Genomic DNA, 26638 nt, shown 5'->3' with positions numbered 1-26638 from the left:
ATCCATACTATTTAGATGAGCATTTGCGCCAATCATAACTCATTGAAAAGCATGAGAATACGAAAACCAACCAGTAGCACCGTTTTACGTCTTGAATTTCACTCGAGAAAGCAAGGTTGCTTGACTCACTATTGCAGTAGAACGCCTTTTGAGCAAGAAGGTGAAGCCACATAGCCTTGCATAAAAGCGCGAAACTCGACATCAGGAAGGGGCTTGGAGAACAAATACCCTTGCACCTCCTGACAGTGATAGCCATTTAAAGAATCTATCTGGGAACGACTTTCCACGCCTTCGGCAATCACCTTTAAACTTAAACCATTGGCCATGGCAATGGTGGCTTTCACAATCGCGTCATTATCGCCATCAATACCCAAATCATGAATAAACGAACGGTCAATTTTTAAAGTCTGAATTGGGAATTTTTTCAAGTATGCCAAAGAAGAATAACCCGTACCGAAATCATCAATAGATAAGGTTAACCCCAGTTTTCGAAAGCTGTGCAGCTTTTCTATCGACTGTTGCGCATCCGCCATTAACATACTTTCTGTCAACTCAAGCTCTAAATACTGAGGATCCACTCCCGTGTCTTCAAGCGCTTGTCTCACCATATCAACCAAATCTGCCTGCATAAATTGACGGCTAGATAAATTGACAGAAATAGTTATAGGGGCATACCCTGCTTCTCGCCATTCTTGCAACTGGCGACATGCTCGACGAATCACCCACTCACCCAAAGGCAAAATCAACCCGCTTTCTTCCGCCAATGGGATAAAACTATCTGGACTGATCATGCCCAACTCTGGATGCACCCAACGAATTAGAGCCTCTGCCCCAATCACTACCTCGTCAGGAAGACGAATCTTTGGCTGGTAAAACAACACGAACTGCTCTTCATCAATCGCTTTACGAAAGCTGCCGCCCAAGGTGAGATAAGCATTTGAATTATCCGACATGGTATTTTGATAGACCACGTACATGTTATGCCCCATGGACTTGGCTCGATACATGGCGACGTCAGCGTTTTTCAACATACTGTCCACGTCACTTGCGTGCTGAGGGTAACTGGCAATACCAATGCTCGCGGTGATCATCATCTCCATTCCCGCAACCGGATAAGTGTTGCCCGCATTCTGCATAATACTTTCCGCGATGCTTTCCAATTCAGCCACATCACGCGTATTTTCCAACACCACAACAAATTCGTCTCCACCCAAACGGTACAAGCACGCTCTAGTGGGAATATTGTCTTTTAATCGCTCTGCTACGCGCTGGATCAGTTCATCACCAACACGATGACCAAAATTATCATTAATGACTTTGAAACTGTCTAAATCAACGTACAAGAGCCCAAACTGACGATCTCGTCTTCGCGCATTATCAAAAGCGCTTTCCAATTGTTGATACAGCAAATTGCGGTTAGGTAAATTTGTCAGCCCGTCGTAGTTATTCAGTCGGTACAAAGCAATTTCGTGCTCGCGCTTTTCTTGAATATCTTGCGTCAGTAAATACGCCGTCTGATCGGTCGAGTTATAGGTGATTTCTATGGTATGCCAACGCACTCCCGCCAAGGAAGACAAGCGTATCTCTTGGGACAGGCTATTTTGCTGAGAAAATCGAGTCATAAAACTGTTCGCCGCACCTGCGTGGGCAAACAAATCTCGAATATGTTGGATATCGCCAAAAGATGCCACAAAATAGGCACTGGCGTCGATAAAATGACCATTAAGGTCAAACATCGCAAAAGAAAGTGTTTCAAATTGAGTCAATGGACAGAAAGCAGGCACAACAGATGGCGTGCTCACAGAGGCACCGATCGAAGGATGCGCTTCACACAACACGCCTTTATGACCATCATCTAACGCCACGACCGAACCGCTAACATGATACTGAGCGCCATCGTTGCCCGTGAATGGCCACTTAAAAGGTAAGGCGTCACCCACTTCCAGCGTTTCTAAATAATGTGACAAACGCACCTTAAGCTCGTCTTCAATCACACGCTGACCGGATTCAATATCATGCAAAGAATCGCTCAACAAGGCTTTCGCAGCTGCATTGCTGCAACACACCCTAGACGCTTGAATATCAATAATCCAAGCCGCAGAAGGCATTTTATAACGCAATAACGCTAATAAATCAGTCATTTACTTTAAATACTGCTTGAAAACGGGTCGTCTGTTAAATCCTGTCTTACCATGAATCTGGAACAATGAATACGCTTCGAAAAGAGGAGTATATGCTGTCGGACGCTTGTCTAAAAAGTGCGTGCTTAGGCCTGTCATCATGTAGGAATTCGCCTACAAGATTGTAGGCAGATTGCAGAAAATTGGAAGCGAATTTATCATTTATATTTCGCGGTGCCAACCAGTGGGGCTTTTCAATGATCGAAAAATCGGAAAAGTAAGGCGTTAGTAGGGACAACTGAGACACACGGATCCATCCGCCATAGTACGTCTGTTCCATCCAAGCCGTTACACTTGCCTCGTCACCCAACTCAAGGTACAAACGCCCAAAAATCAGTAAACACTCGCGGGGCACGCGCCCCTTAGCTATGTCCTGAATCGCAGACAAACCCGCATTCGTCTGCAAAATACATAACTGATGCTCCCTCGCTCGGGTGACTTTTTTGAGCAAGCTGTCGTTTTTGTTCGGACCAATCCAATGATGCGGCGAAAGATCCGGCCGCTCTAAGTAAAACTTAATCGCAATCTCAAACTGAACAAGCTCGCCCTCCGGCGTTTCCACTAGGAGATCCACTTCCCCTAGTGTCTTGCCATCTTGAGTGATCTGAAAATGCTCCTTTAGTACATTAAGAGAGGATAAATGTTCAATCGCAAACGAAAACAGCGTCTCAAAATAACTGCCAAGAAAATGCGACTTACACTGCGCCAAGGCCTCAATCAAAGGCGCTGGGGCTTGATCCAAGACCAATAAACGCGCCTCAACATCAGCAAGCCAATAATCTTCAAGACAACAATCTCGTTCTATATAATGCCCTTCCACCAGCCAGGCCAAATCTCTTACTAAAGGGTGACGAAAGGCATCTAACCTCACGATAGACCACTTAAATGCTGATCAATTCGATTTAAACAGTGAACCAATTGACGCACACTGTCATGGGAACGGTTTTTAAAAGCCTCTTCTGCCATCGGCGCAATATGACAACGTTTAGGCAACGCCTCGCCTGTCGCCATCATTATTTTAAAGCGTTCAATCATAACGAAACGCAACCACTGCTCAAAGGCCATGGTATCCACACAAAAAGGCTCCACACTTTGCAAAGCAAGGTCAGATGGCGTTTCGCACTCCCACACACCTGCACTTTGCATCGCCACTTGCAAATCCATAATCAAGTCAGCCAACACATGATACGCCGAAAAGGGTTTTTCCAACCTGATTTCTCCTGTGAAAAACGTTAATATACTGCATCTTTATGTTAATCGATAACCCGATCAATCGCTTGATCAGTAACTCGAACAACACCGTATTTTATCGACAAAACGAGTCCACATTTTATCATGAACAAAATAGAATCGCTTTCTGACTTATTTGATATGGTCGGCTGTGACGTGAGCTACTACGACCTAGGGCGTAATATCACCAAAATCACTCCGCAGCAAGCCATACAGTTCGACCGCAAACAACAAGCCTACCCTTTTCCCTTTCGTCAACACGCCTGGCTGGCCTGCCTGTTAAAATCAAAAGACACTGCGAAAAAAGACAGTGCCAATGCTAGTGTCATTTGGTTCATCAAAATGCCACTCGACGAAGCGGGCTGCTTAAACCTAGGCACGCGAGATCACTTCATCAAGAGTATCGTCGATAAAATACTGCACAAAGGTGAAGAAGCCGGTTTATCCGAAGCCCTCGAAGACAGCCCTTATGCTTTCAAACCCGATCAAGAACGCATGGCCAGTTTTCACGCTATTCTTGGCAAGAATCTTCACCAAGCACCGTCGCACTACTTTGACGACGTGGTTCAGCACCTTTCGTCAGACCTAAGTGAACAAGGCGACCGCTGGCAGACACTCGGCCTGCAAGGCATTGCCGAACTCGCTGCCAGAGTCAACGAAACCAACTACCAAGCACTCATACAAAAGGCCATTCAGCAAGCCGCCAAGCCCCTTGTCAGCGCCTTATGTCACGCTCTTGAACACGAAACACTGCCCAACTCACTGCAAACAACCCTGATCCAACGGCTACAAACCGAGCCAGACGCACTGATGCAAGCCAGCTACCTACGCGCCCTATCCAGAGCCGATTTAGACGATACCCTATTGCTGCCCTTGTTCGGTTTATTGGGCAGCCTGACAGACTGCACGGATGACGACCTTCACAAAATAGTCGCCCTCGCCGCAAAATGCCCTCATTGGCTTGGTCAAAACCCACAGCTACTGCGAATCATCATGGAAAAACTGGCACACCGAGAAGATGGCTACATCGCATTCAAACAAATCGCCGCCGAACTCAGCCAACACCCTGAAGCCAAACAACCCCTTTGGACACTCCTACGCAGCGGCCACGTCAGCCCGAAACTGGCCCAAGCGGTAAGTTATATATTCACACAGACGCCAACATCTGTTCAGTGATGAGAAATAGTAAGTAACGGAAAAATGGAGTCTGTGGCAGTTGAATGCAAAAATGCGACAGACTCCGAAAGCTTTAACTAAGACACCCACACTAAGTAGCAGTATTCATCATACAAAACAGCCATATCCAGAGAGGGTATTTATGTGAAATTCATTTTTTATTGCCTTTCGACCGAACCACGGCGATGATCAAAACTTGCACCAGAGACAGGATCTTCACCACATAAAAACGCCCTACAAACACAGCGTGAAACACAGTGATAGTAAGGCGTATCTTGTAAACTAACTGGCTGACTTCTGGCTCTTGGCATGGTTTGTGTGGGTGGGTGTCTTGTTAGCTGGCTCTCTCCGTGCCGATTCATAACGCTGCGCTCTGCGGTAAAATTGGAGCGCAGCGGAAAACCAGTCCGGCAACATGCGATTGTTATGCGATTTATGCAACACTTGTACGCTATTTTGAAGCAACCAGCCCGTAAGTCTTGCAAAAATCCAAAAGCATTGTCAATCTGCCAGCCCTAAAACACTCTATTTAAGCGGATCAGCAACATCCATTGGATTTAAGCCATTTGCTGCCCAAGCGATAGCTTGGTTTTGATTAAGCTGATCTAGGCGCGCCATGTCTTGATCTGAAATACTAAAATCAAAAATATTCAAGTTATCTCGAATACGCTCAGGTTTGCTGCTTTTGGTGAGCACACAATAGCCATGCTGCATGCCCCATCTTAATAATAATTTGGCTTGCGGCACCTTCATGCGGTTGGCCATTTCATTAAGCACAATTTGGCTCTCACCTTTGATTTCTGATAACACCTCGCCGCCTTGGCCGGCTTCCATTCGCCAACTCGCCAGTGGTGCGAGCGAGCTATAGGCAATTGGCACAATCCCCTTTTGGAGCATAAATTCGGTCAATTTCACTTGAGCACAAAGCGGGTGAAATTCAATTTGGTTGGCTTCTGGCAAGGCTAATCCGGTCATAATGATTTCTTCAAGGCGCTCAATGTTGTAATTCGCCACACCAATATGCTTGGTTAAACCCGATTTTTTTAACTCCATGCACGCTTGCCACTGCTCTAATCTCAGACTAGAGAACGGTGCGTGAATCATATACATATCCACATAATCCAATTGCAACTCGGACAATTGGTGCTTAAGAGTATTAATGGTGTCGTCGAATGTTTTCTCTGCAGAACCCCACGGCGCATAACCTGGAAACAGCTTGGTCGTAATAAATATTTCATCGCGGGCAATGCCAGCGGTTTTTATGGCTTTCCCCGTACCAACCTCGTTATTGTAGCCCTGCGCCGAATCAATATGGCGAAATCCAGCCTGTAAGGCATCGCGTACACATATCTCCGCTTGCTCGGTTGAAAGTTGATAAGTACCAAAGCCTACCAACGGCATACCCAGTTTATTGAGAGTTGATTGTGACATGTCCATAATTAATCCCAAATATCGAATGAAAGTGACTGTATTTATAATCCATATCACTAGATATAAACTGGCTAATACTCCATTTTATTTGCACAATAATCCAAAATTATAGATCTATAGCGAAATACACGTTATATTTTTGATGGTATGTATTTATCAAACCATGTGAAGCGAACGATGGCCATTGACACTCTACTCACCCTTACCCAAAACTGCATCCAGCGCCAGAATATCCTTGGTGGTTACCTGCAATTTGACTACAGCAAATTAGTGATAGCCTCTTTCAGCGCACCTACGCCGATTGAATCTTCGGTGTATCAACCACTGTTGTGCTTGGTACTACAGGGTGAGAAACAAGTCTCTGCCGGCGAGCACCAAGTACGCTGCAACCAAGCCAAGATGATTTTGGTGAGCCATCATATTCCGGTAATTTCGCAAATCACTCAGGCATCAATGCAAACGCCATATGTTGCAGTGATCTTGCCGTTAGATCGAGAAAAATTATTGCGTTATTCTGATCCAACATACACCACGCATCCGGCAGATGATGGCGCTGCCATTGGCTGTCACCAAGTGCCAAACGAAGTCGCACAGGCGCTAGAACGATTGATTGAATTAGCGAACGAGCCAACCCTTGCGCCAATGATTGCGCCCTTAATTGAAGACGAAATTCATGCGCGCTTGCTGCATTCAGAAATCGGCCATCGACTAATGCGCTTGGTATGGCATGGCGATAAATCGGCGCAAGTGGCCAAAATCATTAAACTCATCAACGACGATCTCAGTAAAAACCTATCCATCGCAGAGTTATCCAAAGAATCTGGCATGAGTCGCTCGGCCTTGCATCAACATTTCAAAACCATCACAGGCATGAGTCCGCTCACCTACGCCAAAGAATTACGCCTACTTAAAGCACAAACCTTAGTACGCGAAAGTACACGCCCAATCGCCATGATTGGCTTTGAGGTTGGCTACGATAACTCCGCTCAATTCAGTCGTGAATACACGAGAAAATTTGATAAATCGCCACGACAAGATAGAGCTACTGCTGCTGGAATTAGTTAGATTTTTGGGGAAAGTCTTCTTAGGGGCGGTGAAGTTATCGCTGTGAATGTATTATTTAAGTTATATCTCGACCAATTTACTCAGCACCGATTGACTCTGTGGCAAAGCTAACTGCGATCAGTGTCACCTAGCTGCATAACGCCCGCATTAAGGTGTGAGCGGCGCTTGGCTATACTGGAGCGAAACGAAACTGCCAAGCTTTGCGAATCACTCTTAAATTACTTGTTATATTTTTCAAATAAGCCTATAAACTCTAGTGAGTTTTCTTTGATTTCATTAATAATCAATGGATTTTTATCAGAATGAGTTAACGACCAATACTTATTCTCGTTCCATTCCATCTGCCGATTACTCCCCGTTCCTTTTTGAGTAATGAAACCCCAAAACCACAAATCATCCCACACCTCTAAGTCATTGCCAGAGTAGTGCTGCTTTATTAACTTATTGACTTTATCGAAGCTAGGCCTTTCCATACCTAGCCGTTCAAATATATGGATGATAACAGCGTCAACAGGTAGCCATATTTCATCATTTCCTATGATTTTATTGGGTGTATCTGCCCAAAAATGACAATCTTCACTCAATTTACTATGAGCTTGGTATACCACCTTAGTAAATAGAGCGGCAGTCTTTTTCCCCCAACCTTTTTGTGCTCGTAATCCTTGGTAAAGGTCATTGAACGATGTGCTTTTCTTTCCAGTTAGTAGCTCAACAAAACTTTCAAACGTCTGTGTTTTGTCGATATCTTCATATACTGATCGATAAAACTCAGATAATGGATCTATTTTAGGTTGACTCTGAGTGTTAGCAACATGGTATAACAGGTTGATTACTTTAGTATTAATACTGCGATTAACAGATAATACAGGAAGAAAGAACTGCTCCTGCAAACGTAGATTAAAGTCCCGATTACCTTTTAAAAACTCGAATATATATTCTAATTGAACTCTAACTGTACTCATCACTTTCTCGAAAAATATAACGCCCCGCTAAACGGCGAGAGTTAGCGAGTCGGTGGAGGCCACGCTTTTTTGTGGCCGGAACAAATTTAAGCGGTTTGTTATGAATGTTCCTAGTCTGGATAAATTGATATTCCTGCCACCTCGTACCTAGCAAACGGATTTTTTTGATCCCAATCCTTTGGCATGTCACGGTTAAGACCATTTAATTTCAATCTTTGGTCCTCTTCGTAAGTAATTTTAGTTACCACATGAAATCTATCCAAAATGTTTGAAACTGATCTAAAATCAACGTTTTCAAGGCTCATTAATTTGTCGCGGAGCAATCTAAATGGAAATGTGTGCTCAATAATGAATTTTTCATTTAGATTTTCATTTACAGCCTCTGATACTAACACTGAGCCCTTTTCAAGTTCATTTAACGCATAGCGAAAGTATGTAGACCAGACTCTGTTTGGAGTTCTCATTTTCTTGTGTTCTTGGCAGTCTTTGATGACTTTAATCATCATCTTGACGTTCTTTTCTCTTTGATTCATCAGAAATTACCGAAGAAACGTTGATTCCATAACGCCGCGCTCAGCCGCCGGAGGTACTTGGCACTTTATTTGCGGATTTTTGCAACCAAAGTGACAAATACCGGAGGTCGGTTGCAGCGCCTTGTTATACGTTTTTAGTCTAAATTTTACTATAGACTCCTATAGGCCTCTATAGTAAATTACGTCAATCATTTACAACTCAGGTCTATACCTCTGTGCCCAGAACATTCTACCCCCAAAAATCGAAAGATATAGAGGCGAGCCCCCCGCATCCCAAGGGCACTTCATACAAAGTTTCTGTAGGTCTAGAGGACTGGGGAGACGGTGAATTTAAGCCTGTATCCAAAGTTCAAATTTCATATGATGGCGTAGTCTCTGGTCGCAAATGCCCATCTTATCCTGTTGGCACTGATGATCAGGAAAGAGTCCACAATTGTGTATGTGAACTCACTGCTGAATACAAAATTAAGGGCAGTAGCGATGCCTAAATTTTTTGAGTTTTTTTCAGGAGGAGGAATGGCGCGCCTCGGATTAGGTGGTGAATGGAAATGCCAGTTTGCCAATGATATTTGCGCTAAAAAAGTTTCTACCTATATAGAAAATTTTGGAGATGATGAGATTTTAAAAGAAGACATTTATAAACTGAATGCATCAAATCTACCCGGTAAAGCAGACCTTATATGGGGCTCATTCCCATGCCAGGACTTGTCATTAGCAGGTAACGGAGCTGGCTTAAATGGTGAGCGCAGTGGAACCTTTAAAAAACTAATGTCGATTATAAAGGACCTTAAGGTAGAAAAGCGGCAACCAAATCTCATTGTTCTTGAAAATGTTGTCGGCGCTATTACTTCGCATGGTGGTAAAGACTTTGAAGCTATAATTGAGGCACTTTCAAGTCTGGGGTACTACACTGGGTGCGTTGTAGTAGATGGTGCTTCATTTGTACCTCAATCACGACCTAGACTGTTTGTAATCGCGACAAAAACCCCTAAAACACGATTTTTCACTCTAATTAGTAAAGAACCTAACCCTGAGTGGCACCCTTCTAATTTGATTAAAGCCCATTCTGCATTACCAGAAAAATTGCAGAAAAAGTGGGTCTGGTGGTCTATGCCAACTCCTCCTAATAGAGATAAAAACTTAGTTGATATTGTTGAAGAAAATCCAACTGATGTTAAGGAGCTTGGCACTGGAGAAGTAAAGAAGCTCATCTCAATGATGAGCGAAACAAATCTAGAAAAACTTAATCAAGCTAAAAGGGAAAATGGATTGGTTGTCGGAGGATTGTACAAAAGGGTAAGAAAACAAAAGAATGGAGAAAAACTTCAAAGAGCTGAAGTGAGGTTTGATGGCACCGCAGGGTGCTTAAGAACCCCCACTGGTGGCTCTAGCAGACAAACCTTAGTTCTGGTTGAGAATGGCGAAGTGAAAGCTAGACTGCTATCTCGCAGAGAGGCCGCTAGACTAATGGGTGTCCCGGATAATTATAAGCTACCTAGCAAATATAATGATGCATATCATGTGTTTGGTGATGGCTTAGTAGTTCCAGCTGTTTCTTGGATTGAAAAGCATTTGCTCAAACCTATCCAAGAGGCCTCATAATCTACACTTCGTCTTCTCCTGAGTCTGCCATAAAGCCTTTGTAATATTTGTCTGTCCTATTGAAATGAACCCTGAGCATACGTCTTTGTTCTGGGTTATTTTTTACCTCAAGAATGTGGCTAAATAGATTAGTTAAGTGCTCCATTTGTCGCGGTAATCTGCGCGATGGTTCCAATCGCTGTAAGCGCTCTTCTTCATGCATAATCGGTACAGTTTGTTTAACGGGTACCTCTGGAGTTATTTCAGTAGATACTGGTAGCTTTCCGTTTACTAATGGACTAATTGAATTGTAATAACTTATTAAATAGTTCTCTAAGCTTGTTATTTTCTGTTTTTGCCTATCTTTCTCCGCTTTGGGTGTTGCTTTAGGGAGTTTTTCTCCTACTGGCCATGCCCAAACTTCGTAGATTTCCCAAATATCAAGCTGTCTATTCGCAATAACATCGCTTCTAGCACTCGTTAAATGGCGGTTTACCCTTGTTCTTATTCCATCGGTAGATTGCCCAATATATATTGGATTTTTGTCTAAATCACATAAAGCGTAAACACCAACTTGATCAGTCAGCTCACTCAACATTTCTTTTCTTACTGCTTTTATATCCATATTTCTTCTTGTTAATAGGTTAAAAAATGCGACGGATTAGCCCGCGTATAACGCCGTTGTAACCGGCAAAAAATTGTTGGCTAAAATGTGAAGCGAAGCGTAACAGCCAACTGTTTTTTGTCCGAGTTGACAACCTTGTTAGGCATGTTCTGAAATAACCAGATTAGCCGGGTCATTAACAGGTACATTCTGACTTAAAGCTGCTATGCCCATCCATTTTAAAAACTCATATACATCGTCAAAGTTTTTTTTGACATCTAAGTTTGTTAATGTCTTAACTTTGCTTTCATGAACGAATTCATTTCGATGTTGAACTATTTTTATAAGACATTTTTTTAGACTTTCTGGTACGGTAGACTTTGTGATTTCTTCGAGATTTTTAATGTTGGAAGAAAACTTCCCTTTCAAAAGAGTCGAAGCGGCCATGTTAGCTAAATTCAATATCAATGCTTCTTTCGTCTCTTCGTTTAATATTAACTTCAAGGAAACCGACCCTGCCTCATTCTCTCCAATATATTTATACATTCTGACTGGGTGTTTAACAAATACACTCACAGCAAGCTCTTTCATCATTCCCTCTAGAAATGCCACGGCAATTACATTCATGTTGTTACACATTGTCTCTAACGCTTCTCTGACAGATGAAGAGAGTGAGTCAACAATCGAATCTTTATACGAACTTGACAAGTTTGAAATTTTTTCTGTTCCTTTTGAACCCATTATTTCTCTATTGCCAATATATTCCATCAAGTACTTTTCATTCGAAGAGTATTCATATAGAACTTCAAAGTTGCCCGACTCAAAAAGTATTTTACCAAGCCACTTTCCTACATCGAATTCCATTGGTATCTCCTGAATGCCTAACATCTATGGACACCCCGATTTTTGCAAGTAAAATCAAGATCTAACAAGAACAGTTTTGCAGCCATCTATTCGGATTTTTCGTAAAGCTTTTTTAGCTTTTATCCCTGATGAACTCCGCTGACTTGGTTCTAATCATTTTGGCGTTTTCAACGAAACGATGTTAGTCCCAGAATTTCCAAGTCACGGTCTTACCTATCTTGTCATCACTCTTTTTTACTAAGCAAAACTTGGTGTATCACTCTTTTAAATTTAGACCGTTTGAGCCTGATATTTTTGATCTCGTGCAAGTATCGCCCAAACAACTCTTACCAATTTGTTGGCTAATGCCACAATGACTTTGTTTTTATGCATTCTGTTTAACAGGTTTGTAATCCACTCATAATAAGGTTTTCCCGGTTTACTATGTCTTATAACCGCCCTAGCACCATGAATATACATTCGCCTTAAATACGAATCGCCTCGTTTACTAATACCTAGTAAAAGTGACTTTCCTCCACTTGAGTGTTGACTCGGCACCAAACCCAACCAAGCAGATAGTTGACGACCAGAATCAAATTCTCTTGCATCACCAATACTTGCCACTAACGCTGATGAGGTTAATCGACCAACACCTGGAATTTCTCTAATAGCCTGACATTGGCGACTTTCTTGGCTCGCTCTATCAATTTGTGTATCTAAGCCATCTAGGTATTTCTCTAAATCCATTAATCTAGATTGCATTGACTTAATAAGATTACACAACATCTTAGGCAGACAATCTTCAACTAAGGCAAAATCCTCTCTAAACCATATCTGTAAACGAAACCTTCCTGCTGGGATACTGACACCAAACTCCTGCAAACTTGCCCTAATTCTATTAATTAAAGCCGTTCGGTCTCGTACAACACCATCTCGTTCTCGATGGAGTAAAAGCAAAGCTTGCTGCTCTTCACTTTTAACAGAAACGAAACGCATATTTGGTCGGCTAACCGCTTCACAAATGGCTTCGGCTTCCGCTGCATCATTCTTATTCGTTTTAACACAAGGGTTTACATATTGTGGTGGCATCAACTTCACAGTATGGCCTAGTTTACCTATCTCTCTAGCCCAATAATGGGAGCTACCGCATGCTTCCATTCCAATCAAACATGACTCTATATTACTTAAGAAACGAAGAAGTTGATTGCGACGTAGCATTTTATTAAACAGTTTTTTTCCAGCTCGATTAAAAGCGCATATCTGAAAAACTGATTTGGCTAAATCAATACCAATTGTATGAATCGTATCCATAACGTCCTCCTTTTAAACTGACCTACTCAGTATAGAAGGGGGTGTCCATTTCATTATTTTAATAGTGCGCATGCGCATCTACATAGTTTTTAATTTCCATATAAATCCCTGTAAAAAACTGATTCTACGGCACTTTTTAAACTTTCCCACAGCATATGAAACTGGAAATCCGAGCATGCGGGTTTACACATTTATTCACAGCCTGTTATTTCGGCTACTGATATTCTTATCCATTGATACTAAAGGTCTTTCTGGCTTACTACCAGTACAAATACGCAAAATAGGACTATTCAAAACTGGCAAACCGAGCCAAAAGTTGGCAACCATAAAAATAGACTGTATATTTGTACAGTTTTTATCAATTATCCACAAGGAGTGTGTGATGTCTTCCAGCCCTTTCCTCAATTTTATTCGCCATGAGCTGCGGCTACGCGGCTATAGCCTAAAAACAGAGAAGTCTTACCTGTATTGGATTAAATATTTTATTCGATTCCATAAGTTGCAACACCCTCAAAACATGGGCGCTGAAGAGGTAAGAGCATTTTTATCGTTTCTGGCCGTAGAGCAACATGTCGCAATCAATACTCAAAAATCGGCCCTGAATGCCCTCGCCTTTTTGTACAACAAGTTACTGGATCAACCATTGGGAGATTTAGGGTTTCAGCATGCTAAACAAGGTCGACGTCTGCCCATTATTCTAGCCGCAAACGAAATTCAAAAAGTCCTAAGCTGTTTGAATGAACGGGATCATTTGATTTTTTCATTACTGTATGGCTCGGGACTTAGAATTAGCGAATGTTTACGCATTCGCATTCAAGATATTAATTTGGATCAAGGCAGTTTGGCTGTGCGATGCAGTAAAGGCAATAAAGACAGAACCACTATTCTTAGCCGCAAGTTAGCCGAAGCTTTAAATAAACAAAAAGAATATGCTCAAAAAATCCAGCAAAACGACAATTCAAACGGATATGGCCCTTCTTTACCATTTGCGCTTTCTAAAAAGTATCCTAATGCTTTTCGTCAATTAAGTTGGATGTTTTTATTTCCCTCTACGTCAATTAGTCCGCATCCTTTAACTGGTGAGTTATGCAGACACCATTTACATGATTCAGTGCCTCGTAAGGCGTTGAAGAAAGCGGTCAATGACGCGGGAATTAATGAAAAAAGAGTAAATTGTCATACTTTTCGCCACTCTTTTGCGACCCATTTACTCATGGCAGGGCGAGACATAAGAACCGTTCAAGAATTGCTCGGCCATAACGATGTGTCGACAACACAAATTTATACCCATGTCATCGGCCAGCATTTTGCGGGAACCAATAGCCCTCTTGATCAGATCTTATGAACCATGAGGAAATTATTACGTTGTCGGCATAAATGCACGACCTACATTTGAGGATGCGGAGAGTTAAATGGCGCTGCGATGAGGTATGTTGTCACTGCAAGTTTTGAACGCCTTATTACGGTCGTGCCTTCCTCATGAGCCTTGGGGTCTATGGCTTTCAAGTATGTTAATGGTGCGTTGGTTTGGTTTTGCTGGGGCTTTGCATGCGTTTGCGGTGTTCGATGAATTCGTCACTGAGTTTGTAGTCGCCTTGTTCTGTGTGTGCAAGGGCGCCTCGGCTGACGAGGGCGTTTAGGGTTTTGGGCAGTACCTTTTGGCGGCGCTGGCCTTTGATGAAGAAGTATTGATCGTCTTGTTGAATCAGTTCAAAACCGGATTCTAAATAGCCCACACACAGGTTTTGAGTTGGGGTTAATTTGAGTTTCATCATTCACCTCACCCAGCTGTTTATTTGTTTTTTTCGTTGTCTTCTGATTGCAGCATTCTTTAATAAAAAAACGCTCTTAAGTAACTCTCTTAGTAACTATAGACACTTTTTCCAAGAACAAAAATTTTACGGCATTAAGATGACAAAAAATAAAAAAAGGGAAGGCATGAGTCTTCCCTTTATCGCTCTCTTTGCGGTGCGGGTATTATTCCGCAAACACCACGGTTTTGTTGCCGTGAACTAATACGCGGTCCTCTAGGTGGTAGCGTAGGCCACGTGACAATACGAGTTTTTCGATGTCTTTGCCTAGGCGCACCATGTCTTCTGCGGCGTGGCTGTGGCGAACACGAATCACGTCTTGTTCGATAATCGGGCCGGCGTCTAGGTCTGCGGTCACGTAGTGGCAGGTGGCGCCAATCAGTTTCACGCCACGAACCGCGGCTTGGTGGTAAGGTTTCGCACCAATGAAAGACGGCAAGAAGCTGTGGTGTATGTTGATGACTCGATGGCGGTATTTCTCGCACAAGTATTCAGGGAAAATCTGCATGTAGCGAGCCAAGACTATGGTGTCGGCGCCAGATGCATCAATGCAGGCTTCAATTTCTTGGAACGCAGGCATTTTGTTTTCTTTTGGCACGGGAATGCAGAAGTAAGGAATCTTGTACCATTCCACCATGGAGCGAAGGTCTTCGTGGTTGGCAATAACGCCGACGATTTCGCAATTTAGCTCACCTGTGTGCCAGCGGTGCATGATGTCGTTTAAGCAGTGAGATTCTTTGGTGGCCAATAACACCACTTTAGGACGATCTTCGCTGTCTTTGACATACCATTGCATGTTGAATTCTTCTGCGATGGGGGCGAATTCTTTGCGAAAGGTCGCCACGTCAATGTTTAGACTGTCTGCATCAATGTCGTGACGCATAAAGAACCATTTTTGTTCTAAATCTGTGTGATGGCTGGCTTCTAAAATAGAGCCTTGACGCTCGTTCAAAAACTGGCTCACGGCCGCCACAATCCCCACTCTGTCGGGACAACTAATCACAAGTCGAAATGTTTTTTTCATACTAAAAACCAATAACCTTTAAAAAAGAAGACTAAACACTGTGTTAGTCTTTTACATCGTTAGACAATGATACTGGATTCGTCTGCTGACTCACCCTTTTATTGCTTGTGTTTGACTATGTAGCACTGGTGAATTTTACCATTGCGATCAAAGTCCGGGTCTAGGGTTTCGCGAGTAATGTTTTGCACGTCAAACTCTTGCTCTAGGGTTTCATCCAGCACAAAGCGACGGTAGTTGTTGGAGAAGATTAACTCCCCACCTTTGGCCAGTCTTGCCATGGCCAAACGCACTAGATCACCATGGTCGCGCTGAATATCCAGCACATCGGCCATTTTCTTCGAGTTTGAAAACGTTGGCGGATCCATAAAGATCAAGTCAAAAGTGTCGCGGCTTTGTTTTAGCCACTCGATACAGTCGGCGCGCTCTACTTGATGGTGAAGGCTAGAAAACTCATTCAGTTCGATATTACGACGCGCCCATTCGGTGTAGGTGTTTGACATGTCGACACTTAGTGAATTGCGCGCGCCACCTTGACCAGCGTGTACGGTAGCAGTGGCGGTGTAACAAAAAAGATTCAAGAAACGCTTTCCATTGGCTTTGTCTTGGATCAGTTTACGCACGGGGCGGTGGTCCAAAAACAAGCCTGTGTCTAAATAGTCTTTCAAGTTGATGATGAAGTCACAGCCGTATTCTTCTACGATCATTTCGTGCTTGGATTGATCGAGTTTTTCATATTGCTCTTTGCCTGATTGGCGCAAACGCTGCTTCAAAATCACCTTAGACTCGGCAATGTTCAATGCCGTCGGGATGGCCGACATCACTTCAAACAAGCGTTGTTTGGCTTTTTCAGGGTCGACACTTTTTGGTGCCTGATATTCTTGAACGTGCGCCCAATCTTGGTAGATGTCGATGGCAACAGAATACTCTGGCATGTCTGCGTCGTACACGCGATAACACTGGATCTTGTTTTTATCGACCCATTTCTTCATTTTCTTGGCATTTTTTTGCAGACGGTTGGCGAACATTTGTGCGCCTGGTGTCATCACGGATTGCGCGACCACGTCTTCTTTTATACTGCCAGCCAATAAAGGAAACTGATACGCACGACACTCGATGCCGCCGTTAATCACTCGGGTGCTTTTTTCGGGTCGAGCGGGAATTTGACGCGCCAAATGATCGTTGCTGGTGAGCATCATAAACTGCCAGCCACGCACATGGGTCACTACCCATTCGCCTAACTGGCGATACAAGGCGATCAAGACCATTTCATCCCCAAGACGCTCACCGTAAGGTGGGTTGGTGATGACTAAACCGGGCACATCTGGCTTGATGTCAAACTCGTGTTCCTGAAAGGATGACATGCTAACGTCAATCACATCGGTTAATCCGGCGCGTTTGATGTTTTCTCGCGCAGAGGCAATGGCTTTTTGCTCGCGATCTGTGCCTTGGAAACGGATACCTAATGTAGCTGGGTCTTTTTTGCGGTTCTTCGCGAAGTCCATCAGCTGTTGCCACATGCGGTGATCATGCTGTTTCCAGCCTTTGAATCCCCAATAGGAACGACGTAAACCGGGTGCGATGTCCAAAGACATCATGGCAGCTTCCACTAAAAAGGTACCCGAGCCACACATAGGGTCGATTAATTGCGTCAACCCGCAGTCAGTCCCCCACCCTGCGCGCAGTAAAAGTCCCGCTGCGAGGTTTTCTTTTAGGGGAGCCATACCGCCTTGTTGACGGTAGCCACGGCGATGCATACTTTCGCCTGACAAGTCGATGCTGACCGTCACCACTTCACGCTTGATACGCAAAGCAATGCGCACTTCTGGCTGCTCTTTTTCCACGTTAGGACGTTCACCAGACAAGGCCACAAAATAATCGGCAATCGCGTCTTTGGCACGCACGGCACCAAACTGAGTATTGCGAATGTGGTGATTGGTGCCGTGGCAATCTATGGCAATGGTATTGGTGGCGTTCATATGGTCAGACCATTGGATGGCTTTTACGCCATCATACAGGTCGTCCGCCGATTCGATCTTGAAATTGGCAATCGGCAACATCACGCGTGTCGCCACACGGGACCAAAGACAGGCTTTATACATGCCTTCTAAGTTTGTGGTCAGTTTTACTTGCGCTTCGCCCAATCGAGTTTGCGTTAAGCCTTCGCCGTGCAGTTCTTTCTCTAAGACATTTTCCAATCCAAGCGGACAGGTTATTTCTAATGCGTAAACCTGACTGGCTGAATCCGGTGTCTGTAATATCGTGCTCATTTGTAAAATACTTTTTTAAAAATTCAATGAATGTTCCGAGATATAAAAAAAAGTAGGCGGGAATGCGTCCCGCCTACCGCGCAGCCTGCCTAAATCTAGACACACTGTTTTCAATTCGATCTTATTAGATGCCTAAATCCTGTTGACGGTAATAGGCGTCTGTACTGGCAATGGCTTCTTTTATCAATTCAGGACCATGATAAATAAAACCTGAGTAAATCTGTACTAAACGCGCGCCTGCTTGCAGTTTTTCTACCGCATCGGCACCGCTGGAAATACCGCCCACACCTATGATGGGTAAGCTGTCTTTCATGTGCTCTGCCAAGACTTTTACGACGTGGGTCGACGCATCGCGAACGGGCGCACCGCTCAGCCCGCCAGCTTCTGTCTCAAATCTATGACCCGCAACGGCATCACGGGACAAAGTGGTATTAGTCGCAATAATACCATCTACACCTTGTTCTGCTAGGGTGTCCGCTACCATTTTAATTTCGTCATCGGTCATGTCGGGCGCAATTTTTACCGCCAGTGGAACGCGCTTACCCTGCTCGGCTTCGTAGCGATCACGGGCAACGATTAAAGGCGCAATGAGTTGCCCTAAACTTTCACCAAACTGCAAACTGCGTAACCCTGGGGTATTGGGTGAGCTGATGTTGGCGGTAATATAATCCGCATAAGGAATCACAGCTTCTAAACACGCCAAATAATCGGCGGCGGCGTCTTCAACAGACGTGGTCAAATTTTTGCCAATATTGACGCCCAGTACACCAGGATAACGGCGGGATTTAATGCGTGATACCAAATGGTCTACGCCTTTATTATTGAATCCCATGCGGTTAATGATGGCTTCGTGTTCTGGTAAACGAAACAAACGTGGCTTCGGGTTTCCCCCTTGGCCCTTGGGGGTCACTGTGCCCACTTCAACAAACCCAAAGCCTAGCGCACCTAGAGTTTCAAACGCATCCGCATTTTTATCCAAACCCGCCGCCAAACCAACGGCGTTAGGGAAACGCAGCCCCATTACCTCAACAGGATTCGTAGAAGGCAGGCCACCTAGAAACTTGGTTAACCCCAATCGACTGCTTGCCGCAAGAAGATCCAATGACAAATCATGGGACACTTCAGAGTCCAGTTTAAAAAGTAACGAGCGAGCAAGTTGGTACATAATCAAGGCTCCTAGGCTATTAAAATCAATTTGATGCGTAATCTGACTGTGTTTTTTTACTGTGCTTGTGCTGTCTATTTCCTTGATGAAGAGCTTGATGCAGAGACTGTTTTATTGAAGCCGAGTGACCGCAATTAATTTATTCTTGTCATCAAATTCTACTTCAAACAGGCCATGAATGCCTTGGTGCGTGACAAAACGTTGAAATGCCGACAAAGGCAGCTGAATTTTACGCCCATCTAAGCTGCTCGCCACCAAGTTTTTCACCAAACCCGTATACATAGCTTCATATTTAAATGCCGACAGCGCCACATTTAATACCACTTTTGCCATTTTTTCGTCCTGTACTTACATTACCCTTACAGATATCGCCCTGTGCGTAAAGTTTTGAATCCGATAAGATGAGGACTATTATATTGCGTTGACACTTTTTTTGACAGAAGTATAAGGATCCAAGGTTCGATGGTAACTGTAATTGAGCAATTAAAAGACCACCTAAATCGCGCCGTTGTTGGCCAACCTGACTTAACCCATGAATTGCTTGTCGCTCTTATCGCTAATGGCCATGTTCTGTTAGAGGGACCGCCAGGTATTGCGAAAACCACGGCGGCCAAAGCATTGGCAGGCGCCATAGACAGCCGCTTTCAACGCATTCAATTTACCCCTGATTTATTGCCCGGTGACGTAACAGGGTCTGATATTTATCAACAAGAAACAGGGAAGTTCAGCTTTATTCCTGGCCCCATCATGAATGACATAGTGCTGGCGGATGAGATTAACCGCGCCCCCGCCAAGGTACAGTCTGCTTTACTTGAGGCCATGGGCGAAGGGCAAGTCACCGTTGGCAATCATAGCTACACTCTGCCCCCGTTGTTTTTCGTTATTGCGACACAAAATCCCATCGAACAAGAAGGCACATATCCACTACCAGAAGCCCAGCTTGATCGTTTTATGATGAAGATACAGTTGGGTTACCCCAGTGCTGCCAGCGAGTTGGAGGTATTGCGTTTAGTTCGACAGCAAGATTTACACAAAACCTCAGCGGGCCAGTCTCAGCCCATTTGCAAACCTGACGACATTCTTCAGCTGCAGCATCAAGCCTTATCTTTATATATGTCAGAGAACGTTGAGCAGTATATCGTGCAACTTGTGATGGCGACTCGACAACCTGAGCTCTATTTGGGGGAAGCCGGTAAAGGCACGAATCTGATTGAGTTTGGTGCCAGCCCACGAGGCACGCTGGCCTTAGACCGTTGCGCACGTGCGAATGCATTACTGAATGGCCGAGACTTTGTGACACCCGATGATGTTCGTCAAATTGCCCTGCCCGTATTGCGTCATCGCATCATTACCACGTTTGAAGCGCAAGCAGCGGGGTTATCCGTCGACGATTTATTAAAACGATTAATTAGCCATGTTCCGGCGCTTTAACTTGAGCATTGATAAGATAAGGCAAAGAGCACCATGAGCCCATTATTATCTCCTCCTTCTCCTGAGCTGGACGACGCACAGCTGGCTTTGTTGGCGAACTACGCCAAGCATTTGGGCCGTGCGCCTAAGGCCATTCGCTTTGCTCTCCAGACTGGCGAACGTCGCTCACGACAAAAAGGCCACGGCATGGAAATGCTTGAGCTGCGCGCCTATCAGGCCAGTGATGATTTAAGGCACATCGACTGGCGCGTGACCGCTCGAACCGGCCAAGCTCATACCAGGCTGTATGCGCAAGAAAACGATCATCAGCGTTTGCTTTTATTGGATTTGTCCAGCGCGGCGTATTTTGGCACTCGTCATACGTTTATTTCTACGCGTTTTATTCAGTTGGCGGGCATCATTGCTTGGCGCTCAAAGCAAAAAGGCGACACCTTATCCTATCGTATGACCTATGGTCGCGAGGAACACGCGAGTAACAAATCAGGCACCTTGCCCACCCTACTTAACCAGCTGAAAGAGGCCTCACAGCTGAAACACCGTGCCGATGGCAGCAATCCAAACAGCATTTGGTCTAATGGGCAACTCGCCAACACGTCTCTGATCGGTAAATCGCACAACAAGGATGTCATCATACTCACGGACAAACAGCACTGGAGCGCTTCAGAAGACGCTGCCCTAATGCAACTTGCCCAACACAACCGAGTTCACTGGGTGCAAATCTTCGACAGTAACGCGTATAACTTACCACCAGGACAATACCCCATGGCCAGCCATCGGGGGATTCAACAGATCACCATTAGCCAACAAAGCATGCAGCAGGCCAAAGCGGCGTTTTTGTCAGATAACGCTCGGCTTCGAGAAAAACTCGCCAGTATGGGGATTCGCCATCAGTTGTTTGATTTAACCGAATCGCCAGAGAAGATTGCTCGCTACTTGTTATCACAAGGAGCATTGCACTAATGGACCCCGTTCAAACACAAATAGACTTGCCCAACAAAGGGTATTTGTTACCAGAAAACATCCCTATGTGGCCGCCGGTATGGTGGACTTGGTTGGTCGTTGCCGCTCTTATTTTGTGCCTGATCGGTCTTGTGGTGTATGTGAATCGCCGCCATAAAGCCCGCGCTTATCGTCGTGAAGCCTTGGCGGGGTTGTCTATCTCCAGCCTCACGAAAACCGACGACGTCAGCGACAAAGCCTGCATTTTACTTTGCCATGAAATGGTTCGTCGTTGCCTAATCAGCGAGGAAAAACAGCAAGTCGCCGCCCTACCTAGCCAGACACTGTTTGAAACGCTGGACCAAGAAATGCCGGCCAAAAAACGATTTTCGCTACTCGGCGACGATTTTATTCATGGCATCTACCGCCAGCAGCTAACGCTGACACCCGAACAACGGGACTCTATGTTAAAAACCACCCGATATTGGATAAGGAAACACCATGCTTGAACTCGCTTGGCCTTGGTTTCTGCTTCTGTTGCCTGCACCCATCATCATGTACTTTTTACCCAGCGCAAAACCCAAAGGGGAAGGTATTTGGTGGGGCAATAGTGCCCAGCTTGCTCAATATCAAGACAACAAGGTGATGTCGGGGCGCCTATCTTGGTCTTATGTGTGCTTATTCATGGCTTGGGTGTTATTGATACTGGCAATCAGCAGACCCGTTTGGTTTGGAGAGCCCACTAAAGTGACACCGTCTGGCCGCGACCTACTGATCGCTCTAGATTTGTCTGGCAGCATGCAGGTAACCGACATGACACTTAACGACCAAACAGCCAATCGACTGGACGCCGCTAAATCGGTGCTGTCAGATTTTATTCAAGAACGCCGCGGTGATCGTATTGGTATTATTGTGTTTGGTACCAAAGCTTATTTGCAGGCACCGTTAAGCTTTGACACCAAAACCATTAACCAGTTGGTTCAAGAAACACAAATTGGTTTTGCGGGGGAGCAGACCGCCATTGGCGATGCAATTGGTTTGGGCATCAAGCGCCTTGAAGATCGCCCCTCCGACCAAAAGGTATTGATTTTGATGACGGATGGCGCCAACACCGCGGGTCGTGTACAACCTCTGCAAGCCGCCGCGTTTGCTGCGACTCAAAACGTTCGGGTACATACGATTGGTATCGGCGCAGACAGCATGATAGTGCAAGGCTTCTTTGGTCCAAAAGCCGTTAACCCATCCAGCGATCTAGACGAAACCTTACTAAGAAACATCGCGGCGCAAACCGGTGGAGAATACTTTCGAGCAAAGAGTACGGACGAGTTACGAGCTATTTACCAAACCCTAGATGCCTTAGAACCCACGCCTTCCGAAGACATTTGGCAAAGACCGTTAACCAGCTTATTCCATTGGTTGGGGCTTGGCTCATTGGCCTTTTTAGCTCTGGCTCTGCTCGCTAGCAATGCCCTTTCTTTTAACCGAAAAGGCCTCACCGACCTAACGAAAAGGGGCCAATCATGACGCTGTTTGACCTGATTCATTTTACGCGCCCTTATTGGTTGGTATTGATTGCGGCCATTGTGTTATTGACTCTGTTCGTGAACAAGAACCCTTTAGTAAACAACCGCATAAACAAGCTGATTGATCCAAATTTGCGACAACATCTTGTCTATAAAGACGCCACCCGCCACCTTAATAAATGGCTTGGGTTAGCGGTCGCGATATCGCTGTGTCTTGGCTTGGCTGGTATTAGCTGGACGAAAGCCCCAAGCACTCAGTTTGAGAACACCCGCAAAACCGTCATGGTGGTTGACCAGTCTTTGTCTATGTATGCCACTGACATCAAACCTAATCGACAAACTCAACTCAAACAGAGCGTGCGAGACATTTTAACCCAGAGCAAAGAAGGCGACATTGCCTTGGTTGCCTTTGCCGGTGAAGGTTTTGTGATTAGCCCCTTTAGCCAAGACAGAGACACAATCACCCACTTCCTGCTGGCTCTTGAGCCCATCATAATGCCCGTGTATGGCAGCGATTTGAGCAGTGGTATTGAAACGGCGCTGTCGCTCAGTAACGACGATACTTCTCCGCTGCATCTTATTGTCTTCACCGACGACCTCAGCGAGCAAGATAAAGTCCAAATTCCGGCCTTACTCAAAAATCGCAACACGCAACTCGATCTTATCGCGGTAGGCACAGAAACACCCGCCATTATCACCCTGCCTGATGGGCAAATTCTACGACAAAATGGCCGTAATATACTGCCCGTTACTCCCTTACAAGAGCTGACAAACCTCACAGAGTCGCTTGGGGGCCGATTTTATCAGGGACGTTTAAGCCCTGATGATGTCTCACGTATTACGGATGTATCGCTTGATAATCAGAGCATTCAACAAGCACAAAACAAAAGCATTCAGTGGATCGAGCAAGGCCACTGGTTTGCTCTGCCCTTTGTTATTTGGCTGGCCTTTCAATTTAGAAAAGGCATGCTGTTGATGATGATGCTTACCTTATTCACCCTGCCCTCAGAAAAAGTGCAGGCATCGCCACTCGACTGGTTCAAAACAAAAGACCAAAAAGGCCAACAGGCCGTTGATCAAGGAGATTGGCAAACCGCCGACCGATATTTCCAGCAACCAAACTGGAAAGCCGCGTCTTCTTATGCTCTGGAAAACTACCCAACCACAGCGGAAGCCTTACAGAGCATTGAGCGAAGCGCCGCCGATAATTACAACTTAGGCAATGCGCTTGCGCTGTTGAGGAATGTTCAAGAAGCAATAAGCGCCTATGAAAAAGCCTTAGAACAAGATCCCTCCTTGAGCGTCGCTCAAGAGAACCTTGATTACTTAAGACAGTACCAAGAAAAACAAAACGACGCCTCTCAACAGGAAAATAACGCAGAAAAGTCAGAACAAAATTCACAAGACCAAACGGATAATCAAGAAAATTCATCCGACAACACAGATCAAAATGACGCCAAAGAACACACTGACGCAAAAAATGACAATAAAAAGAACGAAAAACAAGACAACACCAAAACACCTGAGGATAATGGCGAGTCACCAGACGCAAATGAACAACCGTCAGCCGAGCTTGAAAACACCCAGCTCAACAACGAAGAAGCACAGGCGTTGAATCAGTGGCTAAGACAAATTCAAGACGATCCAGGCTTATTATTACAGCGTAAATTGTGGCATTTACACCAAGAAAAACGCAGTGACAATCGATATACACAGAAGGATGGGCAAAACCCATGGTAAGAAAGCAATCTTCATTTTCGTTTCTAACGTCCAACAGGCTGCCTGCCTTGTTGGCTTCATTATTGACGATAATGCTTTTTATCACGCAATCAGCAACGCTTTATGCGGCCAGTGTCACCGCGTCGCTGAATAAAAACGCCGTCACGGAAAACGAAGTCGTCCAGCTGACATTGCGAGCGGATTTTTCAGATACAGGAAATGGCCCAGACCTAACTCCGTTAGAACGCGATTTTGAAATATTAGGCAAAAGTCAAAACAGCCAGTTTAGCTTTAACCTAGGCACCAGCACGGCGCTAAATTTCTGGGTTGTGTCTTTAATGCCTAAATCCGTGGGTACCGTGGAAATCCCGGCCATTAAAATTGGTAATTATGAATCTCAGCCCATTCGTTTAGTGGTCCGAAATGCGCCCCAATTGATGGACAGTAACGGTAATCCCCCTGTTTTAATGCGCATGGATGTCTCTGAAATAGAGCCTTATCTGCAACAAGAAGTGATTTTAAGTGTTCAGCTCTTTACCTCAGTGTCATTACAAAATGCCAATCGTTCGGTGCCGTCTCATCCAGACCTTGTCATCGAGAGATTAATAGACGATCAGGTAGACTACCAAACGGTCAACGGCACAGAATACCAAGTCATCACTCGTGATTACCTTGTTTTTCCACAGCGCAGCGGTGTGTTAACCATTCCACCACAAAGTATTCAAGCCATGGTCAACACCTCAACAGGGCGCCGAATGATCAAGGTGCAAAGCGAGCCACTTCGTCTTCAAGTATTGCCTATCCCAGCCAGCTACACTGGCGATAATTGGCTGCCCAGCTCTGACGTCAGTATCGCAACAGAATTGACCACGACCAGCGATACGCCCAAAGTCGGTGATACCCTGATTTGGACAATCGACATCAGAGCAAAAGGCGCTCTGCCAGAACAAATCCCCCTCGTGAGTTTAAACAGCACACGGGATTACAAACTGTATCCTCAACCCCCTAAATTCGACACGCAGAAAAACGCCAGTGGTGTCACCGGCATTCAAACCATAACCATTGAAGTCGTGCCTACCACCGAAGGGAATTTGACCTTACCCGAAATCGACATCATCTATTGGGATACAGAAGAAAGAATCATGCGCACCGCCAAGCGTGCAACGCAAGCGATGACAATTGCCGCCTTACCGTCGAACTCTGGAAATAACAGCGCGAGCAACAGAACGTCTGTCACTAACCAACCTCTTCCCGCCCAGCCACGTTCGGTTGCGCCTATTTCGTTGGCGAAAAAACCACTTGAAACAGAAGAAACACCAATGCCCTCACCGGCCAATGTCGACATTGCGCTAACCCAGTCCAGCGGTGACTTCTCACTACGTCATTATTTGGTGGCGGGATTGTTTCTTTTTGCCCTTGTGATGGTAGGGGTTTGGTCTTTGCTCTGGTTTAAACGCAAAAAAGACCCGGTAGAAGACGAAGCGCAGGTCCCTACCCTGCAAGAATTTGCGCCACTCAGTACACAAAATGAAACCAGCGCTTACCAAGTCTTGGTCGACTGTTGCCAGCAAAACCAGCTTCATTCCCTAAGGCCCATTCTGCTGGAATGGGCTCGCCATCGCTGGGGCGACGAGGAAATACGCAGTGTAGACGACATAAAACGCCTGACGTCCGTGCAAATAACTCAATTGCTGATGGAAGCGGAACTCATGATGTACTCCAACAATCCCGCTCACGAATGGCAAGGAGAACCACTCGCAGAAGCACTGGAAGAATTTACCAGTGGGCAAGCTAGGCCATCCCAAGCCAGCCAACTGAAAACTCTGTACCCGAATTTTTAACC

Annotated in this window: 24 protein-coding genes; 10 read left to right on the top strand and 14 right to left on the bottom strand. The window is 45.0% G+C overall.

The genetic code is table 11. The features are described 5' to 3' along the window. Positions 1-128 precede the first annotated feature (128 nt). The 3 genes from EBI00_RS11975 to EBI00_RS11965 are packed head-to-tail and all read right to left on the bottom strand — an operon-like array spanning position 129 to position 3389. Positions 129-2141: a putative bifunctional diguanylate cyclase/phosphodiesterase gene (locus tag EBI00_RS11975; RefSeq protein WP_123096172.1), complete on the bottom strand. Its 2013-nt coding sequence runs from the start codon at positions 2139-2141 to the stop codon at positions 129-131. A gap of 46 nt (positions 2142-2187) precedes the next feature. Continuing rightward, the gene (locus EBI00_RS11970) at positions 2188-3051 is read right to left on the bottom strand and encodes a DUF1853 family protein (protein ID WP_123096171.1); all 864 of its coding nucleotides are present in this window, start codon (positions 3049-3051) and stop codon (positions 2188-2190) included. Continuing rightward, a complete protein-coding gene (locus EBI00_RS11965; RefSeq protein ID WP_123096170.1) occupies positions 3048-3389 on the bottom strand; it encodes a YqcC family protein in 342 nt (113 codons plus the stop codon). The genes EBI00_RS11970 and EBI00_RS11965 overlap by 4 nt, the downstream gene beginning before the upstream one ends. A gap of 126 nt (positions 3390-3515) precedes the next feature. On the opposite strand from EBI00_RS11965, the gene EBI00_RS11960 reads away from it, so the two are divergent. Continuing rightward, positions 3516-4586 (top strand): DUF3549 family protein, encoded by a 1071-nt coding sequence (locus EBI00_RS11960; RefSeq protein WP_123096169.1) that lies wholly within the window; start codon positions 3516-3518, stop codon positions 4584-4586. A 525-nt stretch (positions 4587-5111) separates the two neighbouring features. Here EBI00_RS11960 and EBI00_RS11955 read toward each other — a convergent pair. After that, positions 5112-6023 (bottom strand): aldo/keto reductase, encoded by a 912-nt coding sequence (locus tag EBI00_RS11955; protein ID WP_123096168.1) that lies wholly within the window; start codon positions 6021-6023, stop codon positions 5112-5114. Positions 6024-6194: 171 nt separating this feature from the next. Here EBI00_RS11955 and EBI00_RS11950 point away from each other — a divergent pair, with 171 nt between their 5' ends. After that, entirely contained in the window at positions 6195-7082 is an 888-nt protein-coding gene (locus tag EBI00_RS11950) for an AraC family transcriptional regulator (RefSeq protein WP_158600753.1), read from the top strand. Between the two features lie 218 nt (positions 7083-7300). Here EBI00_RS11950 and EBI00_RS16060 read toward each other — a convergent pair whose 3' ends face one another. Then, complete coding sequence (locus EBI00_RS16060) at positions 7301-8044, bottom strand: hypothetical protein (protein WP_174714924.1); 744 nt, start codon at positions 8042-8044, stop codon at positions 7301-7303. A gap of 110 nt (positions 8045-8154) precedes the next feature. Further along, positions 8155-8577 (bottom strand): hypothetical protein, encoded by a 423-nt coding sequence (locus tag EBI00_RS11945; protein ID WP_123096166.1) that lies wholly within the window; start codon positions 8575-8577, stop codon positions 8155-8157. Between the two features lie 480 nt (positions 8578-9057). On the opposite strand from EBI00_RS11945, the gene EBI00_RS11935 reads away from it, so the two are divergent. After that, the gene (locus EBI00_RS11935) at positions 9058-10179 is read left to right on the top strand and encodes a DNA cytosine methyltransferase (RefSeq protein WP_123096164.1); all 1122 of its coding nucleotides are present in this window, start codon (positions 9058-9060) and stop codon (positions 10177-10179) included. A gap of 1 nt (position 10180) precedes the next feature. Here EBI00_RS11935 and EBI00_RS11930 read toward each other — a convergent pair whose 3' ends face one another. The 3 genes from EBI00_RS11930 to EBI00_RS11920 all read right to left on the bottom strand — a co-directional run bounded on the left by EBI00_RS11930 (position 10181) and on the right by EBI00_RS11920 (position 12916). Then, on the bottom strand, positions 10181-10783 hold the full coding sequence (locus EBI00_RS11930) for a GIY-YIG nuclease family protein (RefSeq protein WP_123096163.1): 603 nt from the start codon (positions 10781-10783) through the stop codon (positions 10181-10183). Positions 10784-10921: 138 nt separating this feature from the next. Continuing rightward, positions 10922-11626, bottom strand: a complete 705-nt coding sequence (locus tag EBI00_RS11925) for a hypothetical protein (protein WP_123096162.1) — start codon at positions 11624-11626, stop codon at positions 10922-10924. Between the two features lie 270 nt (positions 11627-11896). Further along, positions 11897-12916 carry an IS110 family RNA-guided transposase gene (locus EBI00_RS11920; RefSeq protein WP_123096161.1) on the bottom strand — a complete coding sequence of 340 codons (1020 nt, stop codon included), beginning with the start codon at positions 12914-12916 and terminating at the stop codon, positions 11897-11899. Between the two features lie 382 nt (positions 12917-13298). Here EBI00_RS11920 and EBI00_RS11915 point away from each other — a divergent pair, with 382 nt between their 5' ends. Continuing rightward, the gene (locus EBI00_RS11915; RefSeq protein WP_123096160.1) at positions 13299-14261 is read left to right on the top strand and encodes an integron integrase; all 963 of its coding nucleotides are present in this window, start codon (positions 13299-13301) and stop codon (positions 14259-14261) included. A gap of 166 nt (positions 14262-14427) precedes the next feature. Here EBI00_RS11915 and EBI00_RS11910 read toward each other — a convergent pair whose 3' ends face one another. The 5 genes from EBI00_RS11910 to EBI00_RS11890 all read right to left on the bottom strand — a co-directional run bounded on the left by EBI00_RS11910 (position 14428) and on the right by EBI00_RS11890 (position 19516). Then, complete coding sequence (locus tag EBI00_RS11910; protein WP_241557026.1) at positions 14428-14691, bottom strand: formyltetrahydrofolate deformylase; 264 nt, start codon at positions 14689-14691, stop codon at positions 14428-14430. A gap of 202 nt (positions 14692-14893) precedes the next feature. Then, on the bottom strand, positions 14894-15751 hold the full coding sequence (gene purU, locus EBI00_RS11905) for a formyltetrahydrofolate deformylase (protein ID WP_123096159.1): 858 nt from the start codon (positions 15749-15751) through the stop codon (positions 14894-14896). A gap of 98 nt (positions 15752-15849) precedes the next feature. Beyond that, on the bottom strand, positions 15850-18018 hold the full coding sequence (rlmKL, locus tag EBI00_RS11900) for a bifunctional 23S rRNA (guanine(2069)-N(7))-methyltransferase RlmK/23S rRNA (guanine(2445)-N(2))-methyltransferase RlmL (protein WP_123096158.1): 2169 nt from the start codon (positions 18016-18018) through the stop codon (positions 15850-15852). 124 nt (positions 18019-18142) lie between these two features. Then, complete coding sequence (locus tag EBI00_RS11895) at positions 18143-19183, bottom strand: quinone-dependent dihydroorotate dehydrogenase (RefSeq protein ID WP_123096157.1); 1041 nt, start codon at positions 19181-19183, stop codon at positions 18143-18145. A 111-nt stretch (positions 19184-19294) separates the two neighbouring features. After that, a complete protein-coding gene (locus tag EBI00_RS11890) occupies positions 19295-19516 on the bottom strand; it encodes a DUF2835 domain-containing protein (protein WP_123096156.1) in 222 nt (73 codons plus the stop codon). A 129-nt stretch (positions 19517-19645) separates the two neighbouring features. On the opposite strand from EBI00_RS11890, the gene EBI00_RS11885 reads away from it, so the two are divergent. Genes EBI00_RS11885 through EBI00_RS11860 form a run of 6 tightly spaced genes read left to right on the top strand, consistent with a single transcriptional unit; the run spans position 19646 to position 26636 of the window. Continuing rightward, on the top strand, positions 19646-20614 hold the full coding sequence (locus EBI00_RS11885) for an AAA family ATPase (RefSeq protein WP_123096155.1): 969 nt from the start codon (positions 19646-19648) through the stop codon (positions 20612-20614). Between the two features lie 33 nt (positions 20615-20647). Beyond that, the gene (locus EBI00_RS11880) at positions 20648-21574 is read left to right on the top strand and encodes a DUF58 domain-containing protein (RefSeq protein WP_123096154.1); all 927 of its coding nucleotides are present in this window, start codon (positions 20648-20650) and stop codon (positions 21572-21574) included. Next, positions 21574-22062: a DUF4381 domain-containing protein gene (locus EBI00_RS11875; RefSeq protein ID WP_123096153.1), complete on the top strand. Its 489-nt coding sequence runs from the start codon at positions 21574-21576 to the stop codon at positions 22060-22062. The genes EBI00_RS11880 and EBI00_RS11875 overlap by 1 nt, the downstream gene beginning before the upstream one ends. Continuing rightward, the gene (locus EBI00_RS11870; RefSeq protein ID WP_123096152.1) at positions 22055-23077 is read left to right on the top strand and encodes a vWA domain-containing protein; all 1023 of its coding nucleotides are present in this window, start codon (positions 22055-22057) and stop codon (positions 23075-23077) included. Before EBI00_RS11875 ends, EBI00_RS11870 begins: the two co-directional genes overlap by 8 nt. After that, positions 23074-24816: a vWA domain-containing protein gene (locus EBI00_RS11865; RefSeq protein ID WP_123096151.1), complete on the top strand. Its 1743-nt coding sequence runs from the start codon at positions 23074-23076 to the stop codon at positions 24814-24816. Before EBI00_RS11870 ends, EBI00_RS11865 begins: the two co-directional genes overlap by 4 nt. Beyond that, on the top strand, positions 24810-26636 hold the full coding sequence (locus tag EBI00_RS11860; RefSeq protein WP_123096150.1) for a BatD family protein: 1827 nt from the start codon (positions 24810-24812) through the stop codon (positions 26634-26636). The genes EBI00_RS11865 and EBI00_RS11860 overlap by 7 nt, the downstream gene beginning before the upstream one ends. Positions 26637-26638 lie beyond the last annotated feature (2 nt).

The sequence above is a fragment of the Marinomonas hwangdonensis genome, assembly GCF_003721245.1.
Lineage (GTDB): Bacteria > Pseudomonadota > Gammaproteobacteria > Pseudomonadales > Marinomonadaceae > Marinomonas > Marinomonas hwangdonensis.
This window is presented reverse-complemented; position numbering and strand designations above follow the sequence as displayed.

Coding starts and splice junctions, on each gene's coding strand:
- EBI00_RS11975 (WP_123096172.1), bottom strand. CDS start 2,141: ATGACTGATTTATTAGCGTTATTGCGTTATAAAATGCCTTCTGCGGCT.
- EBI00_RS11960 (WP_123096169.1), top strand. CDS start 3,516: ATGAACAAAATAGAATCGCTTTCTGACTTATTTGATATGGTCGGCTGT.
- EBI00_RS11955 (WP_123096168.1), bottom strand. CDS start 6,023: ATGGACATGTCACAATCAACTCTCAATAAACTGGGTATGCCGTTGGTA.
- EBI00_RS11950 (WP_158600753.1), top strand. CDS start 6,195: ATGGCCATTGACACTCTACTCACCCTTACCCAAAACTGCATCCAGCGC.
- EBI00_RS16060 (WP_174714924.1), bottom strand. CDS start 8,044: ATGAGTACAGTTAGAGTTCAATTAGAATATATATTCGAGTTTTTAAAA.
- EBI00_RS11945 (WP_123096166.1), bottom strand. CDS start 8,577: ATGAATCAAAGAGAAAAGAACGTCAAGATGATGATTAAAGTCATCAAA.
- EBI00_RS11935 (WP_123096164.1), top strand. CDS start 9,058: ATGCCTAAATTTTTTGAGTTTTTTTCAGGAGGAGGAATGGCGCGCCTC.
- EBI00_RS11930 (WP_123096163.1), bottom strand. CDS start 10,783: ATGGATATAAAAGCAGTAAGAAAAGAAATGTTGAGTGAGCTGACTGAT.
- EBI00_RS11925 (WP_123096162.1), bottom strand. CDS start 11,626: ATGGAATTCGATGTAGGAAAGTGGCTTGGTAAAATACTTTTTGAGTCG.
- EBI00_RS11920 (WP_123096161.1), bottom strand. CDS start 12,916: ATGGATACGATTCATACAATTGGTATTGATTTAGCCAAATCAGTTTTT.
- EBI00_RS11915 (WP_123096160.1), top strand. CDS start 13,299: ATGTCTTCCAGCCCTTTCCTCAATTTTATTCGCCATGAGCTGCGGCTA.
- EBI00_RS11910 (WP_241557026.1), bottom strand. CDS start 14,691: ATGATGAAACTCAAATTAACCCCAACTCAAAACCTGTGTGTGGGCTAT.
- purU (WP_123096159.1), bottom strand. CDS start 15,751: ATGAAAAAAACATTTCGACTTGTGATTAGTTGTCCCGACAGAGTGGGG.
- rlmKL (WP_123096158.1), bottom strand. CDS start 18,018: ATGAGCACGATATTACAGACACCGGATTCAGCCAGTCAGGTTTACGCA.
- EBI00_RS11895 (WP_123096157.1), bottom strand. CDS start 19,183: ATGTACCAACTTGCTCGCTCGTTACTTTTTAAACTGGACTCTGAAGTG.
- EBI00_RS11890 (WP_123096156.1), bottom strand. CDS start 19,516: ATGGCAAAAGTGGTATTAAATGTGGCGCTGTCGGCATTTAAATATGAA.
- EBI00_RS11885 (WP_123096155.1), top strand. CDS start 19,646: ATGGTAACTGTAATTGAGCAATTAAAAGACCACCTAAATCGCGCCGTT.
- EBI00_RS11880 (WP_123096154.1), top strand. CDS start 20,648: ATGAGCCCATTATTATCTCCTCCTTCTCCTGAGCTGGACGACGCACAG.
- EBI00_RS11875 (WP_123096153.1), top strand. CDS start 21,574: ATGGACCCCGTTCAAACACAAATAGACTTGCCCAACAAAGGGTATTTG.
- EBI00_RS11870 (WP_123096152.1), top strand. CDS start 22,055: ATGCTTGAACTCGCTTGGCCTTGGTTTCTGCTTCTGTTGCCTGCACCC.
- EBI00_RS11865 (WP_123096151.1), top strand. CDS start 23,074: ATGACGCTGTTTGACCTGATTCATTTTACGCGCCCTTATTGGTTGGTA.
- EBI00_RS11860 (WP_123096150.1), top strand. CDS start 24,810: ATGGTAAGAAAGCAATCTTCATTTTCGTTTCTAACGTCCAACAGGCTG.